The sequence below is a fragment of the Gillisia xinjiangensis genome, from assembly GCF_046298265.1.
Classification (GTDB): Bacteria; Bacteroidota; Bacteroidia; order Flavobacteriales; family Flavobacteriaceae; genus Gillisia; species Gillisia xinjiangensis.
On the sequence record NZ_JBKAHK010000008.1, the window covers coordinates 158632 to 175770 of the forward strand.

General features: G+C 37.9%; 13 protein-coding genes. 9 read left to right on the forward strand and 4 right to left on the reverse strand.

Annotation, left to right across the window (positions count from 1 at the left end):
• Positions 1-30 precede the first annotated feature (30 nt).
• The 4 genes from ACKGJN_RS14035 to ACKGJN_RS14050 form a co-directional block, all read right to left on the reverse strand.
• Positions 31-1689: a RagB/SusD family nutrient uptake outer membrane protein gene (locus ACKGJN_RS14035; RefSeq protein WP_409540179.1), complete on the reverse strand. Its 1659-nt coding sequence runs from the start codon at positions 1687-1689 to the stop codon at positions 31-33.
• 17 nt (positions 1690-1706) lie between these two features.
• Positions 1707-4832 carry a SusC/RagA family TonB-linked outer membrane protein gene (locus ACKGJN_RS14040; RefSeq protein ID WP_409540180.1) on the reverse strand — a complete coding sequence of 1042 codons (3126 nt, stop codon included), beginning with the start codon at positions 4830-4832 and terminating at the stop codon, positions 1707-1709.
• Positions 4833-5304: 472 nt separating this feature from the next.
• Positions 5305-5943, reverse strand: coding sequence for a gluconate 2-dehydrogenase subunit 3 family protein (locus ACKGJN_RS14045; RefSeq protein WP_409540181.1), 639 nt, complete (start codon positions 5941-5943; stop codon positions 5305-5307).
• A 12-nt stretch (positions 5944-5955) separates the two neighbouring features.
• On the reverse strand, positions 5956-7656 hold the full coding sequence (locus tag ACKGJN_RS14050; protein WP_409540182.1) for a GMC oxidoreductase: 1701 nt from the start codon (positions 7654-7656) through the stop codon (positions 5956-5958).
• Between the two features lie 143 nt (positions 7657-7799).
• Between ACKGJN_RS14050 and ACKGJN_RS14055 the strand changes: the two genes are divergently transcribed.
• The 9 genes from ACKGJN_RS14055 to ACKGJN_RS14095 all read left to right on the forward strand — a co-directional run bounded on the left by ACKGJN_RS14055 (position 7800) and on the right by ACKGJN_RS14095 (position 16694).
• Complete coding sequence (locus tag ACKGJN_RS14055) at positions 7800-8783, forward strand: sugar phosphate isomerase/epimerase family protein (protein ID WP_409540183.1); 984 nt, start codon at positions 7800-7802, stop codon at positions 8781-8783.
• Positions 8784-8789: 6 nt separating this feature from the next.
• Positions 8790-10028: a nucleoside permease gene (locus ACKGJN_RS14060; protein ID WP_409540184.1), complete on the forward strand. Its 1239-nt coding sequence runs from the start codon at positions 8790-8792 to the stop codon at positions 10026-10028.
• A gap of 18 nt (positions 10029-10046) precedes the next feature.
• A complete protein-coding gene (locus ACKGJN_RS14065) occupies positions 10047-11186 on the forward strand; it encodes a Gfo/Idh/MocA family protein (RefSeq protein ID WP_409540185.1) in 1140 nt (379 codons plus the stop codon).
• 108 nt (positions 11187-11294) lie between these two features.
• Positions 11295-12350 carry a sugar phosphate isomerase/epimerase family protein gene (locus ACKGJN_RS14070; RefSeq protein WP_409540186.1) on the forward strand — a complete coding sequence of 352 codons (1056 nt, stop codon included), beginning with the start codon at positions 11295-11297 and terminating at the stop codon, positions 12348-12350.
• Between the two features lie 105 nt (positions 12351-12455).
• Positions 12456-13208 carry a 3-keto-disaccharide hydrolase gene (locus ACKGJN_RS14075; RefSeq protein WP_409540187.1) on the forward strand — a complete coding sequence of 251 codons (753 nt, stop codon included), beginning with the start codon at positions 12456-12458 and terminating at the stop codon, positions 13206-13208.
• Between the two features lie 132 nt (positions 13209-13340).
• Positions 13341-14558, forward strand: coding sequence for a bifunctional alpha/beta hydrolase/OsmC family protein (locus ACKGJN_RS14080; protein WP_409540188.1), 1218 nt, complete (start codon positions 13341-13343; stop codon positions 14556-14558).
• A gap of 139 nt (positions 14559-14697) precedes the next feature.
• Positions 14698-15270 (forward strand): superoxide dismutase family protein, encoded by a 573-nt coding sequence (locus tag ACKGJN_RS14085; protein WP_409540189.1) that lies wholly within the window; start codon positions 14698-14700, stop codon positions 15268-15270.
• 102 nt (positions 15271-15372) lie between these two features.
• Positions 15373-15900: an RNA polymerase sigma factor gene (locus ACKGJN_RS14090; protein WP_409540190.1), complete on the forward strand. Its 528-nt coding sequence runs from the start codon at positions 15373-15375 to the stop codon at positions 15898-15900.
• Between the two features lie 2 nt (positions 15901-15902).
• Positions 15903-16694: an anti-sigma factor gene (locus ACKGJN_RS14095; RefSeq protein WP_409540191.1), complete on the forward strand. Its 792-nt coding sequence runs from the start codon at positions 15903-15905 to the stop codon at positions 16692-16694.
• Positions 16695-17139: the final 445 nt, after the last annotated feature.

Here is a 17139-nt window from a genome sequence, read left to right on the forward strand (position 1 = left end):
CCTCTATTTTTTATTTTTAAAAACTTAAAATTAATATCCAGGATTCTGAATAAGATTAGGATTTAAAATCAATTGATTTGCAGGTATTGGGAATAAGTTTTTTGTTTCATCCCCAACAGCGGAAGGAGCTTTTAAACTCCAATCTCTGGTATATTCTCCAAATCGAATCATATCATTCCTTCTCCAGAATTCCATATATAATTCCCTTCCTCTTTCTTCCAGAAGATCACTTTCTGTAACAGTACCAAGTGGCTGGGCTTTTCTAAGGATCCTTAATTCGTTAACCAATGCTGATGCATCCATACCGGATCTCAACATTGCCTCTGCTTTCATAAGATGTGCATCTGAATATCTGAAGAAAATTTCATGTTCTGTAAATGCCCCATAGCGAGGATTATATTTAATGGTACGAATACCAGTGGTCTCACTGTTATTGATAAGGCTAATATTTCCCGAACCATCAGTAAACTGTCTTTTAAAAGTTAATGGATTTCCACCTCTATCTTTTAAAGCCGTTCCATCATAATCAAACTGCTGATCGATAAGAAAACCGAAACCAACACTGGAACCGTCTGCAAACCCATCATTGTTGCTATCTGTTGCACCCGGAAATGCTCCAGCCGGTACTCCAGCTGCAGGAACATAACCTCTGCGCTCTTCCTGCCCATCCAAAGGTTCTCCCTGAGCTGTACCCTTGTTAGAATTAGGGTCACCTTCAAACATATCATAAAATTCTGCAAGGGTAGAAAAACCATTCCAACCACCACCAGTTTGATCTGGAGCCATATTATAATGAAGTCCATTCCAGATTCTATTACCAACTGCGGTAGGGATAAACCAAATAGTTTCCCTGTCCAATTCTCTTCTAAAAATATCGAAGTACCCTTCTTCAAGGCCATATCCCGATGCAGTAATTTCATCAACAAGGCTTACAACCTGGTTCATATCTGCAGAATTAGGCTCTGTTCCAAGATAAATATGTTTATTTAAAAGAACTTTTGCTAATAGGTATTTCGCCGCTTCTTTTCCAGGTCGTGCATTTGCTGCTCCGGCATCTCCCACACCGGCACCTGGACCAATAGCTGGTAATCCTGCTATAGCCGCATTTAAATCCGAAACAATTTGATCTACCGCCTCTTGACCCTTAAGTACTATTGGATCTTCAAAAAGAGGCGCCTGAGGGTCCCTAACGGGTACCTGACCAAAATTATCCAGCACAACCCACATACCAAGGGCTCTCAAAAAATGAGCATCAGCTTCCTGTTGCGGATTGCTATTGGTTAATTCAGCAAGCACCTGTGCACCCTGAAAGTGAAGTGTATTCCATTGATTCCATACATTCAGAATAAAGGCATGCTCCGGTGTCCATTCATGTTGGTGTAATTGTCTCCAAATCCCATTATCCCCCCAGTCTGAACCTCTGGTAGGCACCAGTTGTTCATCTGTGGTTACTTCAGCTAGGGCATATAAATTGGCCTGATCGCCTATATAACCACGTAAGCTGTTATAGGCATTGTCCAGAAAGGAATCTGGATCACTTACTCCTTGAAAACCTGCTTCGCTCGCATCCTTTATAATCGAATCTGTTCCCTCAATTTCCAAATCGCTACAAGAGATGATGGTGCTTCCCAGCAATACCATTACCAGAGTAAGGTTTATAATTCGTTTTGTTATTCTAATATTTTTCATTATCAATTTTTATTTAATTAAAAACTAGCGTTGAGTGCAAAAGATACAGTTCTTGGTCTTGGAAAAGCTGCATAATCTATCCCGGCTGTAGGAATAGCTGAGGCATTCACCGATCCCGTATTAGTTGAGATTTCAGGATCTAATCCACTATACCCTGTGATCAAGAAAAGATTCTGACCTATCACACTAAGTCTTAAAGACTTTACAAAGTTATCACCATCCAACGGAAGTTGATATCCTAAAGAAGCTGAAGTTAACCTAACAAAATCACCTCTTTCAAGAAATCTTGTTGAAACTGCAACAGTTGAAGCTGCATTTTCATTGTTAGTTAATACATCTTCTGTTACGTTCTTACCTATTAATAAAGCACTTTTTGTAAAAAATGCATTATCAGTTGCGTTATATACATAGAAATCAAATTGACCATTAAAATATGCAGCAAAATCAAAAGCTTTATACCGGGCATTTAAAGAAAGACCTGCATTCCAATCTGCAATAGCATCTTTTCCTACAAAGAATTTATCGGCATCAGGATCTCCAATACCATTTCCATCCACATCGAGATAGGTTGGGTTTCCATTTTCATCAAAGCCTGTAAATTCAGCCATAAAATAAGAGAACAATGGCTGTCCTGCTTTTAGCTGTTGTGCAAAAGCATTAGTCAAACCATTTCCACGTATCGCCCCTGTATTAATGATGAAAGGTGTGTCCTGAACTTCATTATCATTGTAGGCAACATTAAAGCTTGCTGAAAACCCAAAATCCTGTGTATTTACAAAATCGTAGTCAAGTGAAAACTCCACCCCTTTATTCACAACTTTACCGTCCGTTAGGTTACTAAAAACTACTTCCCCATTACTAGGTGCGGCAGTTTGCCTTGGAAGCAAAAGGTCATTGGTTGTTTTTTGATAGATGTTAAAGGTACCCGTTAAGCGATCCGCATTAAACCCAAAATCAATACCAAGGTTTAGATCTGTAGTTTCTTCCCATTTAAGATCGGCGTTTGCATCACCTACAATAAAAGAACCAGGTGCCGGCAATACATTAAGATCATTGCTAATTCCTCCACCTGCGGCTCTTTCACGCTGAACGAAACGCCCATACCCCAGACCTTCCTGACTTCCAACTATACCTGCCCCTAAACGCAATTTAAGCATAGACACATTTTCTCCAATAAAGTCTTCCCTGTGTATTTGCCAGGCGAATGCTCCGGAAGGGAAATAACCATATTGATTGTTTTCTCCAAATGTAGAAGAACCATCGGCTCTAAAAGTTCCGGTGAAAAGGTATTTTTCTGCTATTGTGTAATTGGCACGCACAAAATATGATTGCAATTCGTCAAAATTGTCAAAGGTATTATTCACAACGAAAGCTGGAATAGGTCGATCGAAATTAGAAGGTAATTCTCCGGAAGTAAAACTTGGTAATATTGTATTTAAATAAGTTCCATCTTCGCCGTATCCAAAAGTTGCAAAATTATCAATAACGGATGTAACATTACCATAAGCCTCTCTCAGCTGAGATGCCATTGCACCCAGATCTGTAGTATTGAATCCTGCTCCTTCAGATCCAAATCCATCACGTTGAAATTTTTGATAAGAAAAACCTCCCACCACATCGAGCACTGAGTTATCAAACTCTTTTAGATAATTAAGGGTAGTCTCCAATAATGTATTTTCTTGATTGAAAGTGTTATAATTACCTCTACCAATTCCGGAAACACCATTAAGGCCTATAACATCAGATCCAAAAACCGAGGTGGTTTCTGTGTCTTGTTTATCATAACCTACCGTTATCTTTCCCGTAAACTCACTTGTAATTTTATATTCTGCAGATAAGTTTGCTAAAAACCTGTCTGATTCAGAAAGTCCCTGAAAACTATTCAATAAACTTACCGGGTTTAAAACGTTACCACCCGGATTAAATAAAGGATCAATAGGAGCTGTTGGATTCTGGGTGATAGAGGCACCTATTAAATCCCCCGTAGAACCAGCTTCCCCGGAAATTGGAGCTCTTTCTTCATCCACTCCTGAATAGGATAACTGAGCGCTCAAGGTTAATTTATCTTTCAAAAGACGTTGAGTAGCATTAACACGTGCTGATAATCGATCTAAAGAGGAGTTTTCGACAATACCTTCTTGATCGGCATATCCCAAAGAGGCTCTCACATTACCCGTGTTGTAACTTTTAGAATAACTTAAATCTGTAGTATTAGAAATAGCGGTACGGGTATAAAAATCCTGAAAATCTGAATCTGCTCCAAAATCCAAGGCATCGGGATCATTCCCTACGCTGGCAAGGCCTTCCAAAAAGGCCTCTCTGCCTAATAGGTCATATTCATTTGCAGGTGAAGCTATACTTAATGTATTATTAAATTCAAAGGTTCCTTTTCTTCCTTTACCTCCTTTGGTTTGAATAATAATAACTCCATTGGCTCCCCTGGAACCATATATAGCAGTAGCAGAAGCATCTTTTAAAATAGAGATGCTTTCAATATCATTGGGGTTAAGGAAATTTAGAGGGTTTTTCTGTCCACCACCACCAATACCTGCAGCATTTGTTTGTGGAGCAGCACCACTGGTTAAAGGGACTCCATCTACAACGAATAACGGATTGTTTCCGGAACGAATTGAATTGGAACCCCGTATTCTAACATTTATGCTTGCTCCAGGTTCTCCAGAAGTTTCTGAAATCTGAACTCCGGCGGTTTTACCCTGAATAAGTTGCTCAGGAGAAGCTATAACCCCCTTATTAAAGTCCTTAGCTGTTACAGAGGCTACAGAGCCAGTCGCATCCTTAACTGTGGTAGTACCATAACCAATAAGTATTACTTCTTCCAATTCAGCTGCATCAGCCGCTAAATTTACGCTGATAATAGAACGTCCATTGACACCAATTTCCTGGCTTTCATAACCTATGAAACTAAATATCAGGATTCCATCAGTCGGTACATTGTTCAAAGTGTAATTTCCATCAAAATCAGTAGTGGTACCTGTAGATGTTCCTTTAACGGCAACAGTTGCGCCAGGCAGAGGGCCACTTTCATCTGTAACTGTTCCGGAAACAGTCTGTTGGGCATTCACCATGCTGAAACACAGAAAAGCGATAGCAAACAAAAAGCCCCTGAAAGTAAATTTTTTCATAAATTAAAGTTTTAGTTTAGTTTTCAAACGAAATATTAATCAAAGTTAAATTTATGTAAATATTTGGTAAACGCGAAGCACAATATCGATATAATTACGAAATCGTTTTCGTGTTCATTTTAACATCTTTTTGCATCATCATTCAATTTATAATAGATTTTCACAAAATTCAATATTTTTTAATGATATATTTAAAAGAAAGACCGTTTTTCAATTTATTTATTGTGAAAAAGAATTAAAAAAAATTACAGATTTAGCTAAAAAATGGCTTTAAAAAGGCACAAAAACTATCAAAATTCAAGATTTTAAATGTGAAAAATATTTCCATATAAGTTAAAACACCGCATATTTAGACTTTCTTAGCTTCATTTCCCTTCATAAATCATCCAAAAAAGGAACTATTACTGTTGATTTCAACATAAAAAAAGGAACCACACTGGGTTCCCTTAAATTTCTATCTAGATGGAATTTATTATAAAGACATCGCCTTGCCTTTTCCTAGTTCTGAAACTGGACCACATGCGATATATTGACCCGGAACAGGATCATACCACAGCACATTTTCTCCAATTTCTTCACTGGTTTTCCAAGCCCATATAGCCATCCCCCTAACTTCGCTTAAATAAGAATAAACTCCGGCACCAGTATCCAAACTCTCCGCAGGCTCTATATCTAATTGATCCTCAGTTGGCCGTTTTAAATAAATTTCCTGTTGTTCTGGAGTAGCTTTTAGATATTTCTTTACTATTTGTTCATATTCTTCTGCACTTCCCTTTTCCGGGTTTTTATCAAATTCAGATTTAAATGCAGCTGCAAAAGCATTTGCGCTGCTGTTAAATTTATCCCGTCGTTCAATTGGCGCAACCTGGTCCATATAGGAATCAATGAATTCGGCTATATTCAAATCATTTGCTCCGGGAGTATCTGTCTCCGGAATTATAACGTCCAGGATTTGTTTGAGTATAAAACCGTTGCCTACCGTTAAAAAAGCAGGTTCCCAATCGGTTTTGGGTTCGCTTTTACAGCTTTGCAACAGGCTTAGTGTACTTGGCCCAACTATAAGGATTCCTGCACCCAGGCCGAAGTTTTTTAATGCTTGTCTTCTGTTCATAATTTATAAAAATTAAGCTTTGGATTTTTTAAAATTCTTTGCAGCGTGATCTGCAGCTCTTGCCGTCATGGCCATATAGGTAAGCGAAGGATTTTGACAGGCAGCAGAGGTCATAAAGGAACCATCGGTAACATACACATTTGGTACATCATGAACCTGATTATTCCCATTTAAAACAGAAGTCTTAGGATCTCTTCCCATTCTGGCTGTTCCCATCTCATGAATCCCTAAACCTGGTGCGCCTATATCATCATATCCCTGAACATCTTTAAAACCGGCTTTTTCCAACATTGCAACGGCCTGATCGACCATATCTTTACGCATTTTCAATTCATTCTCCTTGAATTCTGCATCAAAAGTTACTGTTGGCAGTCCCCAATCATCCAGTTTATCATAATCTAAAGTCATTTTATTTTCGTGATAAGGTAAAGTTTCTCCAAACCCCATCAATCCCATAGTCCAACCTCCCGGTTTAACAATGGCTTCTTTTAGTTCTTTACCATATCCTGCTTCCGCTATATCAGCGGCCCAGTCTCCACGACTTGCGCCACCCTGATATCCGTATCCGCGTATAAAATCAAGATTTTCATTTTCGGAAAGGTTTCGGAAACGTGGCAGATAAATTCCATTTGGTTTCCTTCCTTTATAATATTGGTCTTCAAAACCATCATATTTACCAGAGGCTCCAGCCTTAAAGTGATGATCCATTACATTATGTCCCAGTTCCCCGCTATCATTTCCCATTCCGTTAGGAAATCTGTCTGATTTGGATTGCATCAAAATACTGCTTGATGCAATGGCAGAGGCACATAAGAATATAACATTTGCTTTGAATTCATGAACCTCCTTGGAATCCACATCAATAACTTTTACACCTGTTGCTTTTTTGGTTTCAGGATCATAGATCACCTCACTCACGATTGAATTTGGGCGTAGCGTCATATTCCCTGTACGCTCGGCAGCAGGTAAAGTTGATGAATTACTGCTGAAATATGCTCCATAAGGACATCCGCGTATACAACGATTTCGGTATTGGCAAGGAGCCCTTCCTTCAAATTTGTCATTATTGGTAATATGTGCCACACGCCCAGCAGTAAGAACCCTGTCGGTAAAATTCTGGGCCATACTCTTTTTGAGATGATCCTCCACGCAATTCAATTCCATCATTGGCAGGAATTTACCATCCGGCAATTGTGAAAGTCCGAGATTCTCGCCACTTACCCCAATAAAAGATTCTACGTAATCATACCATGGCGCAACATCTTTATATCGTACCGGCCAGTCTACAGCGATACCATCCTTTTTATTCGCTTCAAAATCCAGGTCGCTTAATCTGTAACTATGTCTCCCCCACATGATAGATCTTCCTCCAACGTGATATCCACGCATCCAGTCAAATCGTTTTGTTTCATTGTAAGGGTGCTTAAGGTCATCTACAAACCAGTGTTTACTAGCTTCGTTCACAGTATATCCGGTTCTGGCCTGTACTTTTTGATTTTTAGCCTCTTCTCTGGGAACCTGTCCTTTAAATTTATAATCCCAGGGATCATCATTCATAGTTGGATAATCTTCCACATGTTTTACCATGCGGCCTCTTTCTAAAACAAGGGTTTTAAATCCTTTTTCACAAAGTTCTTTAGCAGCCCAACCACCGCTAATTCCTGTACCTACTACAATTGCATCATAGGTTTCATTTTCATAAATTTTACTCACAGTTCTGGGATTAATTAATTTTTCATTTAATCTATATTGCCAAATATATCAAATTATGTTTATTTTTTCACATCTTTGAAAAAAAGTCTACATTTAAGATTCCTAAAGTTACAACCAAAATAAAAACTTTTAAACAAGAATTCATGACACAAAAATCCCTAAAGATTACTCAATCATTTTTTATTGCTTTATTTATTATGGCAAGCCTGGTTTCATGTAAAAACAATCAGGAAAAAAAGGAAACAACTGAAACTACCGATAGCCAACCCGAAACTCAGGAATTGTTTTTCGAAATTTCTTTGGCTCAATGGTCCCTAAGCAAACCAATTATTGAAGGTAAAATGGATCCTATGAATTTTGCTCAAAAGGCCAATGAGATGGGTTTTACAGGAATTGAATATGTAAGCGGTCTTTATACTTCTGAAATTGAAAAAACAAACCTCGCAACTGTTTTGGATACCTTAAAAGCCAGAAGCGGACGATATAATGTTGAAAATGTTTTAATAATGATAGATGGTGAGGGAGATCTTGCTATTTCAGATGAAGCAGAACGAAATAAGGCCGTGGAAAATCATAAAAAATGGGTGGATGCAGCGCAGTTCCTGGGAGCACATTCCATACGGGTAAATTTATTTGGAAGTGATGATCCTGAAGTATGGAAAGCCAATTCAATAGATGGACTTAAAAGTTTAGGAGAATATGCCTCTTCCAAAGGGGTCAATGTATTAGTGGAAAACCACGGATATTTATCTTCTAATGCAAAACTTTTGGTAGAAGTGATGGAAGGTGTAAACCTACCTAATGTTGGAACCCTTCCAGATTTCGGGAACTTCTGTCTTAAACGTGAAGAAGGAGAGCGATGGGAGGCAGCTTGTATTGAGGAGTATCCTAAATATCAGGGAGTAGAAGAAATGATGTCTCACGCTAAAGCAGTAAGTGCTAAATCCTATGCTTTTGATGAATCCGGACAGGAAACAACAATTGATTTTGGTAAAATGCTTAAAATCGTAAAAGATGCCGGGTATTCCGGTTTTATTGGGATTGAATATGAAGGTGAGGAACTCTCAGCCGAAGAAGGTATAATAGCTACTAAAGAATTATTAATTGCTGAAGGAAGTAAACTTTAATAGCATATGAAAAATTTAGTCCGTTTTCAACTTTCGGCCATGATGTTCCTTGAATTTTTTATTTGGGGAGGTTGGTTTGTAACATTAGGAACTTTTTTAGGCAATAACCTAGAAGCTACCGGGACACAAACCGCGATGGCTTTCTCTACACAATCCTGGGGAGCAATTATAGCTCCCTTTATTATTGGGCTTATTGCAGATAAATTCTTTAATGCAGAACGCATTCTTGGATTCCTTCATTTAGCCGGAGCCGTCTTATTGTATATGATGTACACCTCTGAAGACTTTGGCACCTTCTACCCTTATATTTTAGGATATATGATCATTTATATGCCAACCTTGGCATTGGTGAACTCCATTTCCTTCTACCAAATGAACGATCCTGAAAAACAATTTTCCGGTATACGGGTGTTTGGAACCCTTGGCTGGATTATCGCAGGCTTGGTTATAAGCCTTGTTTTTGCCTGGGATGCTCCGGCAGCAAGAGCAGAAGGAATGTTGAGAAACACCTTTTTAATGGTAGCAATAGCATCTGCAGTTTTGGGATTATTTAGCTTCACATTACCAAAAACCCCTCCCAGCAGCAAAGGAGAAAAAGTAACTCTTTCAGATATTTTAGGTTTGGAAGCACTTGCTTTATTGAAAGGAAGAAATTTTCTGATGTTCTTTATATCTTCTGTGCTTATTTGTATTCCATTGGCTTTTTATTATCAGAATGCAAACCCATTTTTATCTGAAGTTGGAATGGAAGATCCCACTGCCATGATGACTATTGGCCAAATTTCTGAAGTGCTCTTCCTCCTTTTATTACCGTTTTTCTTTAAAAAATTCGGATTTAAAATTACCCTGCTTGCGGGAATGCTGGCCTGGGCGGTAAGATATTTGCTTTTTGCCTATGGAGATGCAGGAGAAATGGTATACATGCTTATCATTGGAATCGCATTACACGGTATTTGTTACGACTTTTTCTTTGTAGCGGGCCAAATCTACACCGATTCAAAAGCTGGTCCGAAAATTAAAAGCGCTGCACAGGGATTAATAACCCTGGCTACCTATGGTGTTGGAATGCTAATAGGTTTTTGGGTTGCCGGGCAAATAAGCGATCTATATTTAAATGCAGACGGAACCCATGACTGGGAACAAATATGGATAGTTCCTGCAGCATTTGCATTTGTAGTGATGATATTATTTGCTATTTTCTTCAAAAATGAAAAGCTTGACAAAAAAGTAATAGAAAAAATTTAATTGCTAAAAATTTGATTGATGAATAACAAAATAAGATTAGGCATACTTGGCGGCGGAGGCGATTCCCTTATTGGAATTTTACACAGGGTTGCTTCGGCAATGTATGACCAATATGAACTTGTAGGAGGGGTTTTTAATCCGGAACTAAGCGAAAGCATTGCATTTGCTGAAAAAATAGGGATTGGTACCGATAGAATATACAAAGATCTCGATGCTCTTATAGCAGCTGAATCTGCTTTACCAAAGGAAGAACGAATGCAAGTAGTTTCTATTCTAACCCCCAACTTTCTTCATTTTCCAATGGCGAAAAAACTTTTGGAAAACGGATATAACATAATTTGCGAGAAACCCTTAACGACAACTCTTGAAGAAGCCAAAATATTGGAAGATCTTCTTGAAAAATCCAAAACGGTATTTGCAGTGACCTATACCTATACCGGGTATCCTATGATACGCCAAATGAGGGAAATGATCTCGAACGGAGCCATAGGAAAAGTTCAGAAAATCGATGTCCAATACTACCAGGGTTGGATTAATCCAATAATTCATGATGCTGAAAAACGTGCTAATACCTGGCGCTTAAATCCTGAAAAATCGGGAATAAGTTGCTGTGTTGGAGATATTGGAACCCACGCATTCGATATGATTGAGTATGTAAGTGGCCTTGAAATAAAAGAAATTCTGGCAGATCTTAATTACCTGTATAAGGATAATAAAATGGATATTGACGGAACAATTTTATTGCGATTTTCAGAATTTGTAAAAGGCGTTATAAGGACCAGCCAAATCGCTACCGGGGAAGAAAATAATTTTACAGTAAGCATTTACGGGGACAAAGCCGGACTTAAATGGGAACAGGAAAATCCAAATTACCTGTATTTACTTCAGCATGGTGAACCTTTACGTGTATTAAAACCCGGACATGCTTACAATAGCGAACTATCCTTAGATGGAACCAAATTACCACCTGGACATCCCGAGGGAATTTTTGATTCAATGGGTAATATCTATAAAGGAGTTGCCAGAGCTATTAAAAAGGAAAAATATCACCCTGGGGAATTCCCAACTATGAAAGATGGGATACGAGGTGTTAATTTTATAGAAAAAGCGGTAGCTTCTCACCAACAAGGAAATGTTTGGGTGAAAATTGAAGAATAAAATTTAAAGTAGACATATAATGAAACATCCATAACGGCAAGTCCATCTAAAGTTGGATGATTATTATGGATGTTACCTATGACCGATAAAAAACAAAAAAATAAACAGATGAAAACTATAAAAGGCCCTGCGGTTTTTTTAGCGCAGTTTATGGACAGCAAGCCACCGTTTAATTCTTTGGAAGGATTATGCCAATGGGCGGCTGATCTTGGCTATAAAGGAATTCAGATCCCAACCTGGGAAACTTCCCTTATAGATCTTACCAAAGCCGGAGAAAGCAAGGATTATTGCGATGAATTAAAAGGAAAAATTCAGTCTTACGGATTGGAGATAACCGAGCTTAGCACCCATTTACAGGGGCAATTGGTTGCGGTGCATCCTGCATATGATATCATGTTTGACAATTTTGCTCCTGAAGCTTATAAAAACAATCCTAAAAAAAGAACTGAATGGGCCGTTGCCCAATTAAAGAGTGCTGCCAAAGCCAGCAGACATCTGGATTTAGATGTTCATGGAACCTTTAGTGGCTCCTTGTTATGGCACACAGCGCATCCCTGGCCCCAACGTCCGGAAGGTTTGGTAGAAATGGGTTTTCAGGAATTAGCCAAGCGATGGATGCCAATTTTAAATGAATTCGATGAGCAGGGAGTAGATGTATGTTATGAGATCCATCCCGGAGAAGATCTTCACGACGGGGTTACTTTTGAACGTTTTTTAGATGCTACCAACAATCATAAACGGGTAAATATATTATATGACCCAAGTCATTTTGTGCTTCAACAACTGGACTATATTGAATATATAGATCATTATCACGATTATATAAAAATGTTCCACGTAAAAGATGCCGAATTTAATCCTACCGGAAAAAAGGGTTCTTTTGGAGGTTATGGAGACTGGATAGACCGTGCTGGACGTTATCGAAGCCCGGGAGATGGTCAGGTGGATTTTAAAACTATTTTTTCCAAATTAACCCAGTATGGATGTAATGTTTGGGCTGTTATGGAATGGGAATGTTGCATAAAATCTCCAGAACAGGGAGCAAGGGAAGGTGCTTCCTTTATCCAATCCCACATTATTGAAGCCACGCAAAAGAAATTTGATGATTTTGCAGGAACTGAAATCGATGAAGAAAAATTAAAAAGAATCTTAGGAATTAAATAAACCAATAAATACATGCTTATGAAATGAGCATAGTGGGAATAAGATACAAACACAGATTAATATGCGAATTGCATATGACCATTAAAAAACAATAAATATCTACCTATGAAAAAAACAAACCTAATAATACTGGCAATTGCGATGGTTAGCATTAGCTGTAAAGACAAAACCGAAACCCAGGAAGAAGCCATGGAACCCGTGGAAACTGAAAATATAAGCGATCAGGAAGACCAGGATGTAACCATGCTTTTTAATGGTGAAAACCTTGATGGATGGAAAGCATATAATTCTGATGAAATAACGCAATGGAAGGTAGAAGATGGTGCAATATCTTTTTCGGCTTCTGAAGGAGAACGTTCAGGATCTGAAAATCTTATTTCAGAAGAAGAATTTACCAATTTTGAACTTTCTTTAGAATGGAAAATTTCTGAAGGCGGTAACAGTGGAATTATGTGGGGGGTTCAGGAAGATAAAAAATTTGATGAACCATACCTTACCGGCCCAGAAATACAAGTATTGGACAACCAAAAGCATCCAGATGCCAAAAACGGTCCAATCCGTCAGGCGGGAGCTCTTTATGATATGGTTCCAGCATCCAAAGATGTTACAAAACCTGTAGGGGAATGGAATAAGGTTATTTTACGAATAGATCATGAAGCAAATTTGGGATCGGTAACCCTAAATGGTGAAAAAATCACAGAATTTCCGGTACATGGCGAAGAATGGGATAAAATGGTGGATGGATCCAAATTTAAAGGATGGGAAGATTTCGGAAAACATAGAACCGGACATATCGCCCTTCAGGACCATGATGACAAAGTTTGGTTCAGAAATATACAAATACGGGAACTTAAATAAGTCATTTTTTTAAGAATGAAAAAGCTGTAACAGGAAACCCTGTTACAGCTTTTTTTATTTGAAGAAGAAATTTATTTCGATCTTTTCCTTAATTTGAACAAAATTGAATTCCTTAAAATAAAAAATATACCAATGAGCTCAGAAAAAGTTAAATTCAAAAACCAAGAAGGGTTTGAACTCCACGGAAAACTGGAATTACCCATTGATCAGGTACCTCATAATTTTGTTATTTTCGCACATTGTTTTACTTGCAACAAGAATTTTTTTGCCGTTAAGAATATTTGTGATGCCTTAACCGATAAAGGATTTGGTGTTTTGCGTTTTGACTTTACAGGCCTTGGAGAAAGCGAAGGAGAATTTTCTGACTCCAATTTTTCGGGAAATGTGGAAGATCTTCTCTCTGCTGCAGAATTCCTTAAAGCCAACTACAAGTCCCCTACCCTTTTAATTGGACATTCCCTGGGTGGGGCAGCGGTTTACTTTGCCGCACAACATCTTCCAAAGGTAAAAGCTATTGCCACTTTGGGCGCTCCCTCATCAATAAACCACGTGAGACATCTAATAAAGGAAAACCTTGAAGAAATAAATAAAAAGGGCAAAGCAGTTGTAAATATTGGGGGAAGATCCTTCAGTATAAAAAAACAATTTATTGAAGATCTGGAAAAAAAAGACTTAACAAAAGTCCTTCCGGAACTGGAAAAATCGATTCTTATTCTTCATTCTCCGCAGGATAACATAGTAGCGATCGAAAATGCCGAAGAATTATATATTGCCGCCAAACATCCCAAAAGTTTTGTGTCTTTGGATGGAGCAGATCATTTACTCTCAGATAAAAAAGATTCACAATATGCCGGAAATATTATTGGCAGTTGGGCAATCAGGTATTTGGAAATTCCAGTCCTAAAGGCCTTAGAATCGAATCACGAAGTAGCTGCGAATCTTGGAAATTCAGGTTTCACAACCAGGATTAAAGCTGGAAATCATCATTTGGTTGCCGATGAGCCAGTTGAGGCCGGAGGAAATGATTTTGGCCCGGATCCTTATCAGTTACTCGCAGCCGGCTTGGCAGCCTGTACTTCTATGACAATTCAAATGTATGCAAGAAGAAAAAAATGGGATCTTGAAACCGTAGAGACCCATATTAATCATTCTAAATCCTACGCTGTAGATTGTGAAGATTGTGAAAATTCATCTGCTAAAATAGATACTTTTGAAAGAGAAATTGTCTTAACGGGCGCCCTGGATGAAAAACAAAAAAAGCGTATCCTGCAAATCGCAGATAAATGTCCTGTCCATAAAACCTTGCACGAAAAAGTTCAAATTATTACAACTTTAAAAAAGGCTAAATAGAAATACATATATACAGTAGTTTTTAAATAAGTAGTTTCATTTTCTTCCGCAATGTTAAGCAATCCTTAATTTTTTGGAGAATCCTATTATTCACTCTACTTTAGAGCAAGTTAAACTTTGATAACCAATCAGAAAAATTATGAAACGAATCAGTATAACACTTTTATTATGTGCATCAATAGCTATTGTTGGATGTAAAAACGACAAGAAAGAAAACGATGCAGAAAAAAAGTCATCTGAAAAAGAAATGACTCAGGAAGAGGTTAAAAAGGTAACCTTAAAAATAAACCCTAAAAGTGGTAGCAATCTTTCAGGAAATGCCGTTTTCACCCAAGAAAATGGAGAGGTTACAATGACCGCTGTAATTGATGGTTTGGCAGATGGAATGCACGCAATACATATTCATGAAAATGCAGATTGTTCTGCTGAAGATGGTTCCTCTGCAGGTGGACATTGGAATCCCACATTTGAAAAACATGGAAAATGGGGAAATGTTTCAGGGTACCATAAAGGTGATATTGGGAATTTTAAGGTAGATGCAAATGGAAACGGAACTATTACTATGACTACAGATGAGTGGTGTATAGGTTGTGATGATGAAACAAAAAACATTATGGGAAAATCAGTCGTAGTTCATGATGGTGTAGATGATTTTACATCCCAACCTTCCGGTGCTGCCGGAACAAGGGTAGGATGTGGCACAATTAAATAATTTTTTATATATTTAAAGATGTAAATAACAAAAGCAACCTGCGAGGTTGCTTTTGTTATTTTTAAGCAATTTAACATATAATTCAGCGCATCACCTTTCATTATGCAACAAGACCAATTGATTATTGAACTTCAGTCCGGAAATGAAAAAGCTTTCGAACGGATCTACCAGCTATATTCTGTTAGCACTTATGGAATTATCTTCAACATCATTCGGGACGAGCAGGTTTCCGAAGAAGTTCTTCAAGATGTATTCCTGAAAATATGGAATAATGCTCCAACGTACGATACAAGTAAAGGGCGGTTTTTCACCTGGGTTCTCAATATTGCCAGAAATGCTTCCATAGATAAAATAAGGTCCAAAGATTTTAAGAACAAAAAACTAAACCTTAAAAGCGATAATTTCGTAGATATATTAGAAGCCAAAAGCAACACGTCTGGAAAAATGGACGCTATCGGATTACAAAAATATATAGATTTACTTGAACCCATGTGTAAGAAATTAATCGACCTTTTATTTTTTAAAGGTTTCACCCAAAAAGAAACAGCAGAAGAACTTGAAATTCCTTTGGGAACGGTCAAAACCAGGAACCGGGTTTGTATTGACAAATTAAGATCTAACGTAGTATAAATATGGATATTAACAAATACATAGCGTCTGGAATACTGGAATTATACGTTTATGGGGCTCTTTCTGAATCTGAAAGTGCTGACGTAACGCGTACCCTAAAGGAATATCCTGAAGTAAGGGTTGAAGTTGAAGAAATTGAAAAAGCGCTTCTAACTTTATCCAGTGCTGCAGCACCCTATGACCCTGAATTTTTATTACATTCCTTAAAGGAAAAATTATCCAGGAGAAATAAAGTGGTAGACTTAACGCAAAAACGTAATAACTGGCCTGCTTATATCGGTTGGGCCGCCAGTATACTTTTCCTAATAGGACTGTTTATACAATTTAATGAAAATAGAGAATTAAGGCAATCTCTACAGGCTTTACAAACTGAAAAAATCCAGATGGAAACAGAAATTTCAGAAGCCAGAAATAATTCCCAAAAAGCACAGCAACTTTTATCCGTTTTAAGAGATAAGAATATCCTTAAAGTTCCGCTTCAGGGACAGTCAATAGCTCCGGATGCCTACGCAACCGCATATTGGGATAAAGAAAAGAACATAACTTACATAGATGCTAAAGATCTTCCATTGCCTCCAAGAGGAATGGTATATCAGGTTTGGTCCTTAAAAATGGATCCACTAACACCAAGCAGCATAGGATTATTGGATAAATTTGAGGATGATGAAAACAAAATATTTCAGTTAGAAAATATAAACATTTCTGAAGGTTTTGGAATTACCCTGGAGCCGGAAGGTGGAAGTGAAACACCTACAATGGAACAGCTTTATGCGCTAGGAACAGTCTCCTCGTAAATAACATTATTGATGTGAGTCGTCCTAAAATAAGTTGACGCTTTTTAATAATTAAGATATGTACCTGTGGAGTAATCTTCACAGGTTTTTTTATGAAAATTGATAGGTGAGCTTAGTTCTGCTCAGTCTATTACGTATAGGTGTGACGATTAAGCTCGGATTGCAAATCTGAGCTAACTTATTTTTAAAGAAAATGGTGGCGCAGGCATGGCGCGGATTTGCAATCTGCATCGATGTCCAATGTTGACTTTATTCCATAAAAAAACCCTTCATCATACCGATGAAGGGTTTTCAAAAACAAGCCCGTCATTACCGGTCAGGCTCGCTATAATATAATAACGCGGAGATGGCGCGGATTTGCAATCCGCATCGATGTCCAATGTTGACTTTATTGCATAAAAAAAGCACCTATCTTTCGATACGTGCTTATAGAGTACTATAAAAC

What these genes read in the sequence shown, in the direction of transcription:
- ACKGJN_RS14045 (WP_409540181.1), bottom strand. Translation starts at nt 5,943, where the DNA reads ATGAACAGAAGACAAGCATTAAAAAACTTCGGCCTGGGTGCAGGAATC.
- ACKGJN_RS14085 (WP_409540189.1), top strand. Translation starts at nt 14,698, where the DNA reads ATGAAACGAATCAGTATAACACTTTTATTATGTGCATCAATAGCTATT.
- ACKGJN_RS14065 (WP_409540185.1), top strand. Translation starts at nt 10,047, where the DNA reads ATGAATAACAAAATAAGATTAGGCATACTTGGCGGCGGAGGCGATTCC.
- ACKGJN_RS14035 (WP_409540179.1), bottom strand. Translation starts at nt 1,689, where the DNA reads ATGAAAAATATTAGAATAACAAAACGAATTATAAACCTTACTCTGGTA.
- ACKGJN_RS14075 (WP_409540187.1), top strand. Translation starts at nt 12,456, where the DNA reads ATGAAAAAAACAAACCTAATAATACTGGCAATTGCGATGGTTAGCATT.
- ACKGJN_RS14055 (WP_409540183.1), top strand. Translation starts at nt 7,800, where the DNA reads ATGACACAAAAATCCCTAAAGATTACTCAATCATTTTTTATTGCTTTA.
- ACKGJN_RS14040 (WP_409540180.1), bottom strand. Translation starts at nt 4,832, where the DNA reads ATGAAAAAATTTACTTTCAGGGGCTTTTTGTTTGCTATCGCTTTTCTG.
- ACKGJN_RS14095 (WP_409540191.1), top strand. Translation starts at nt 15,903, where the DNA reads ATGGATATTAACAAATACATAGCGTCTGGAATACTGGAATTATACGTT.
- ACKGJN_RS14070 (WP_409540186.1), top strand. Translation starts at nt 11,295, where the DNA reads ATGAAAACTATAAAAGGCCCTGCGGTTTTTTTAGCGCAGTTTATGGAC.
- ACKGJN_RS14080 (WP_409540188.1), top strand. Translation starts at nt 13,341, where the DNA reads ATGAGCTCAGAAAAAGTTAAATTCAAAAACCAAGAAGGGTTTGAACTC.
- ACKGJN_RS14060 (WP_409540184.1), top strand. Translation starts at nt 8,790, where the DNA reads ATGAAAAATTTAGTCCGTTTTCAACTTTCGGCCATGATGTTCCTTGAA.
- ACKGJN_RS14090 (WP_409540190.1), top strand. Translation starts at nt 15,373, where the DNA reads ATGCAACAAGACCAATTGATTATTGAACTTCAGTCCGGAAATGAAAAA.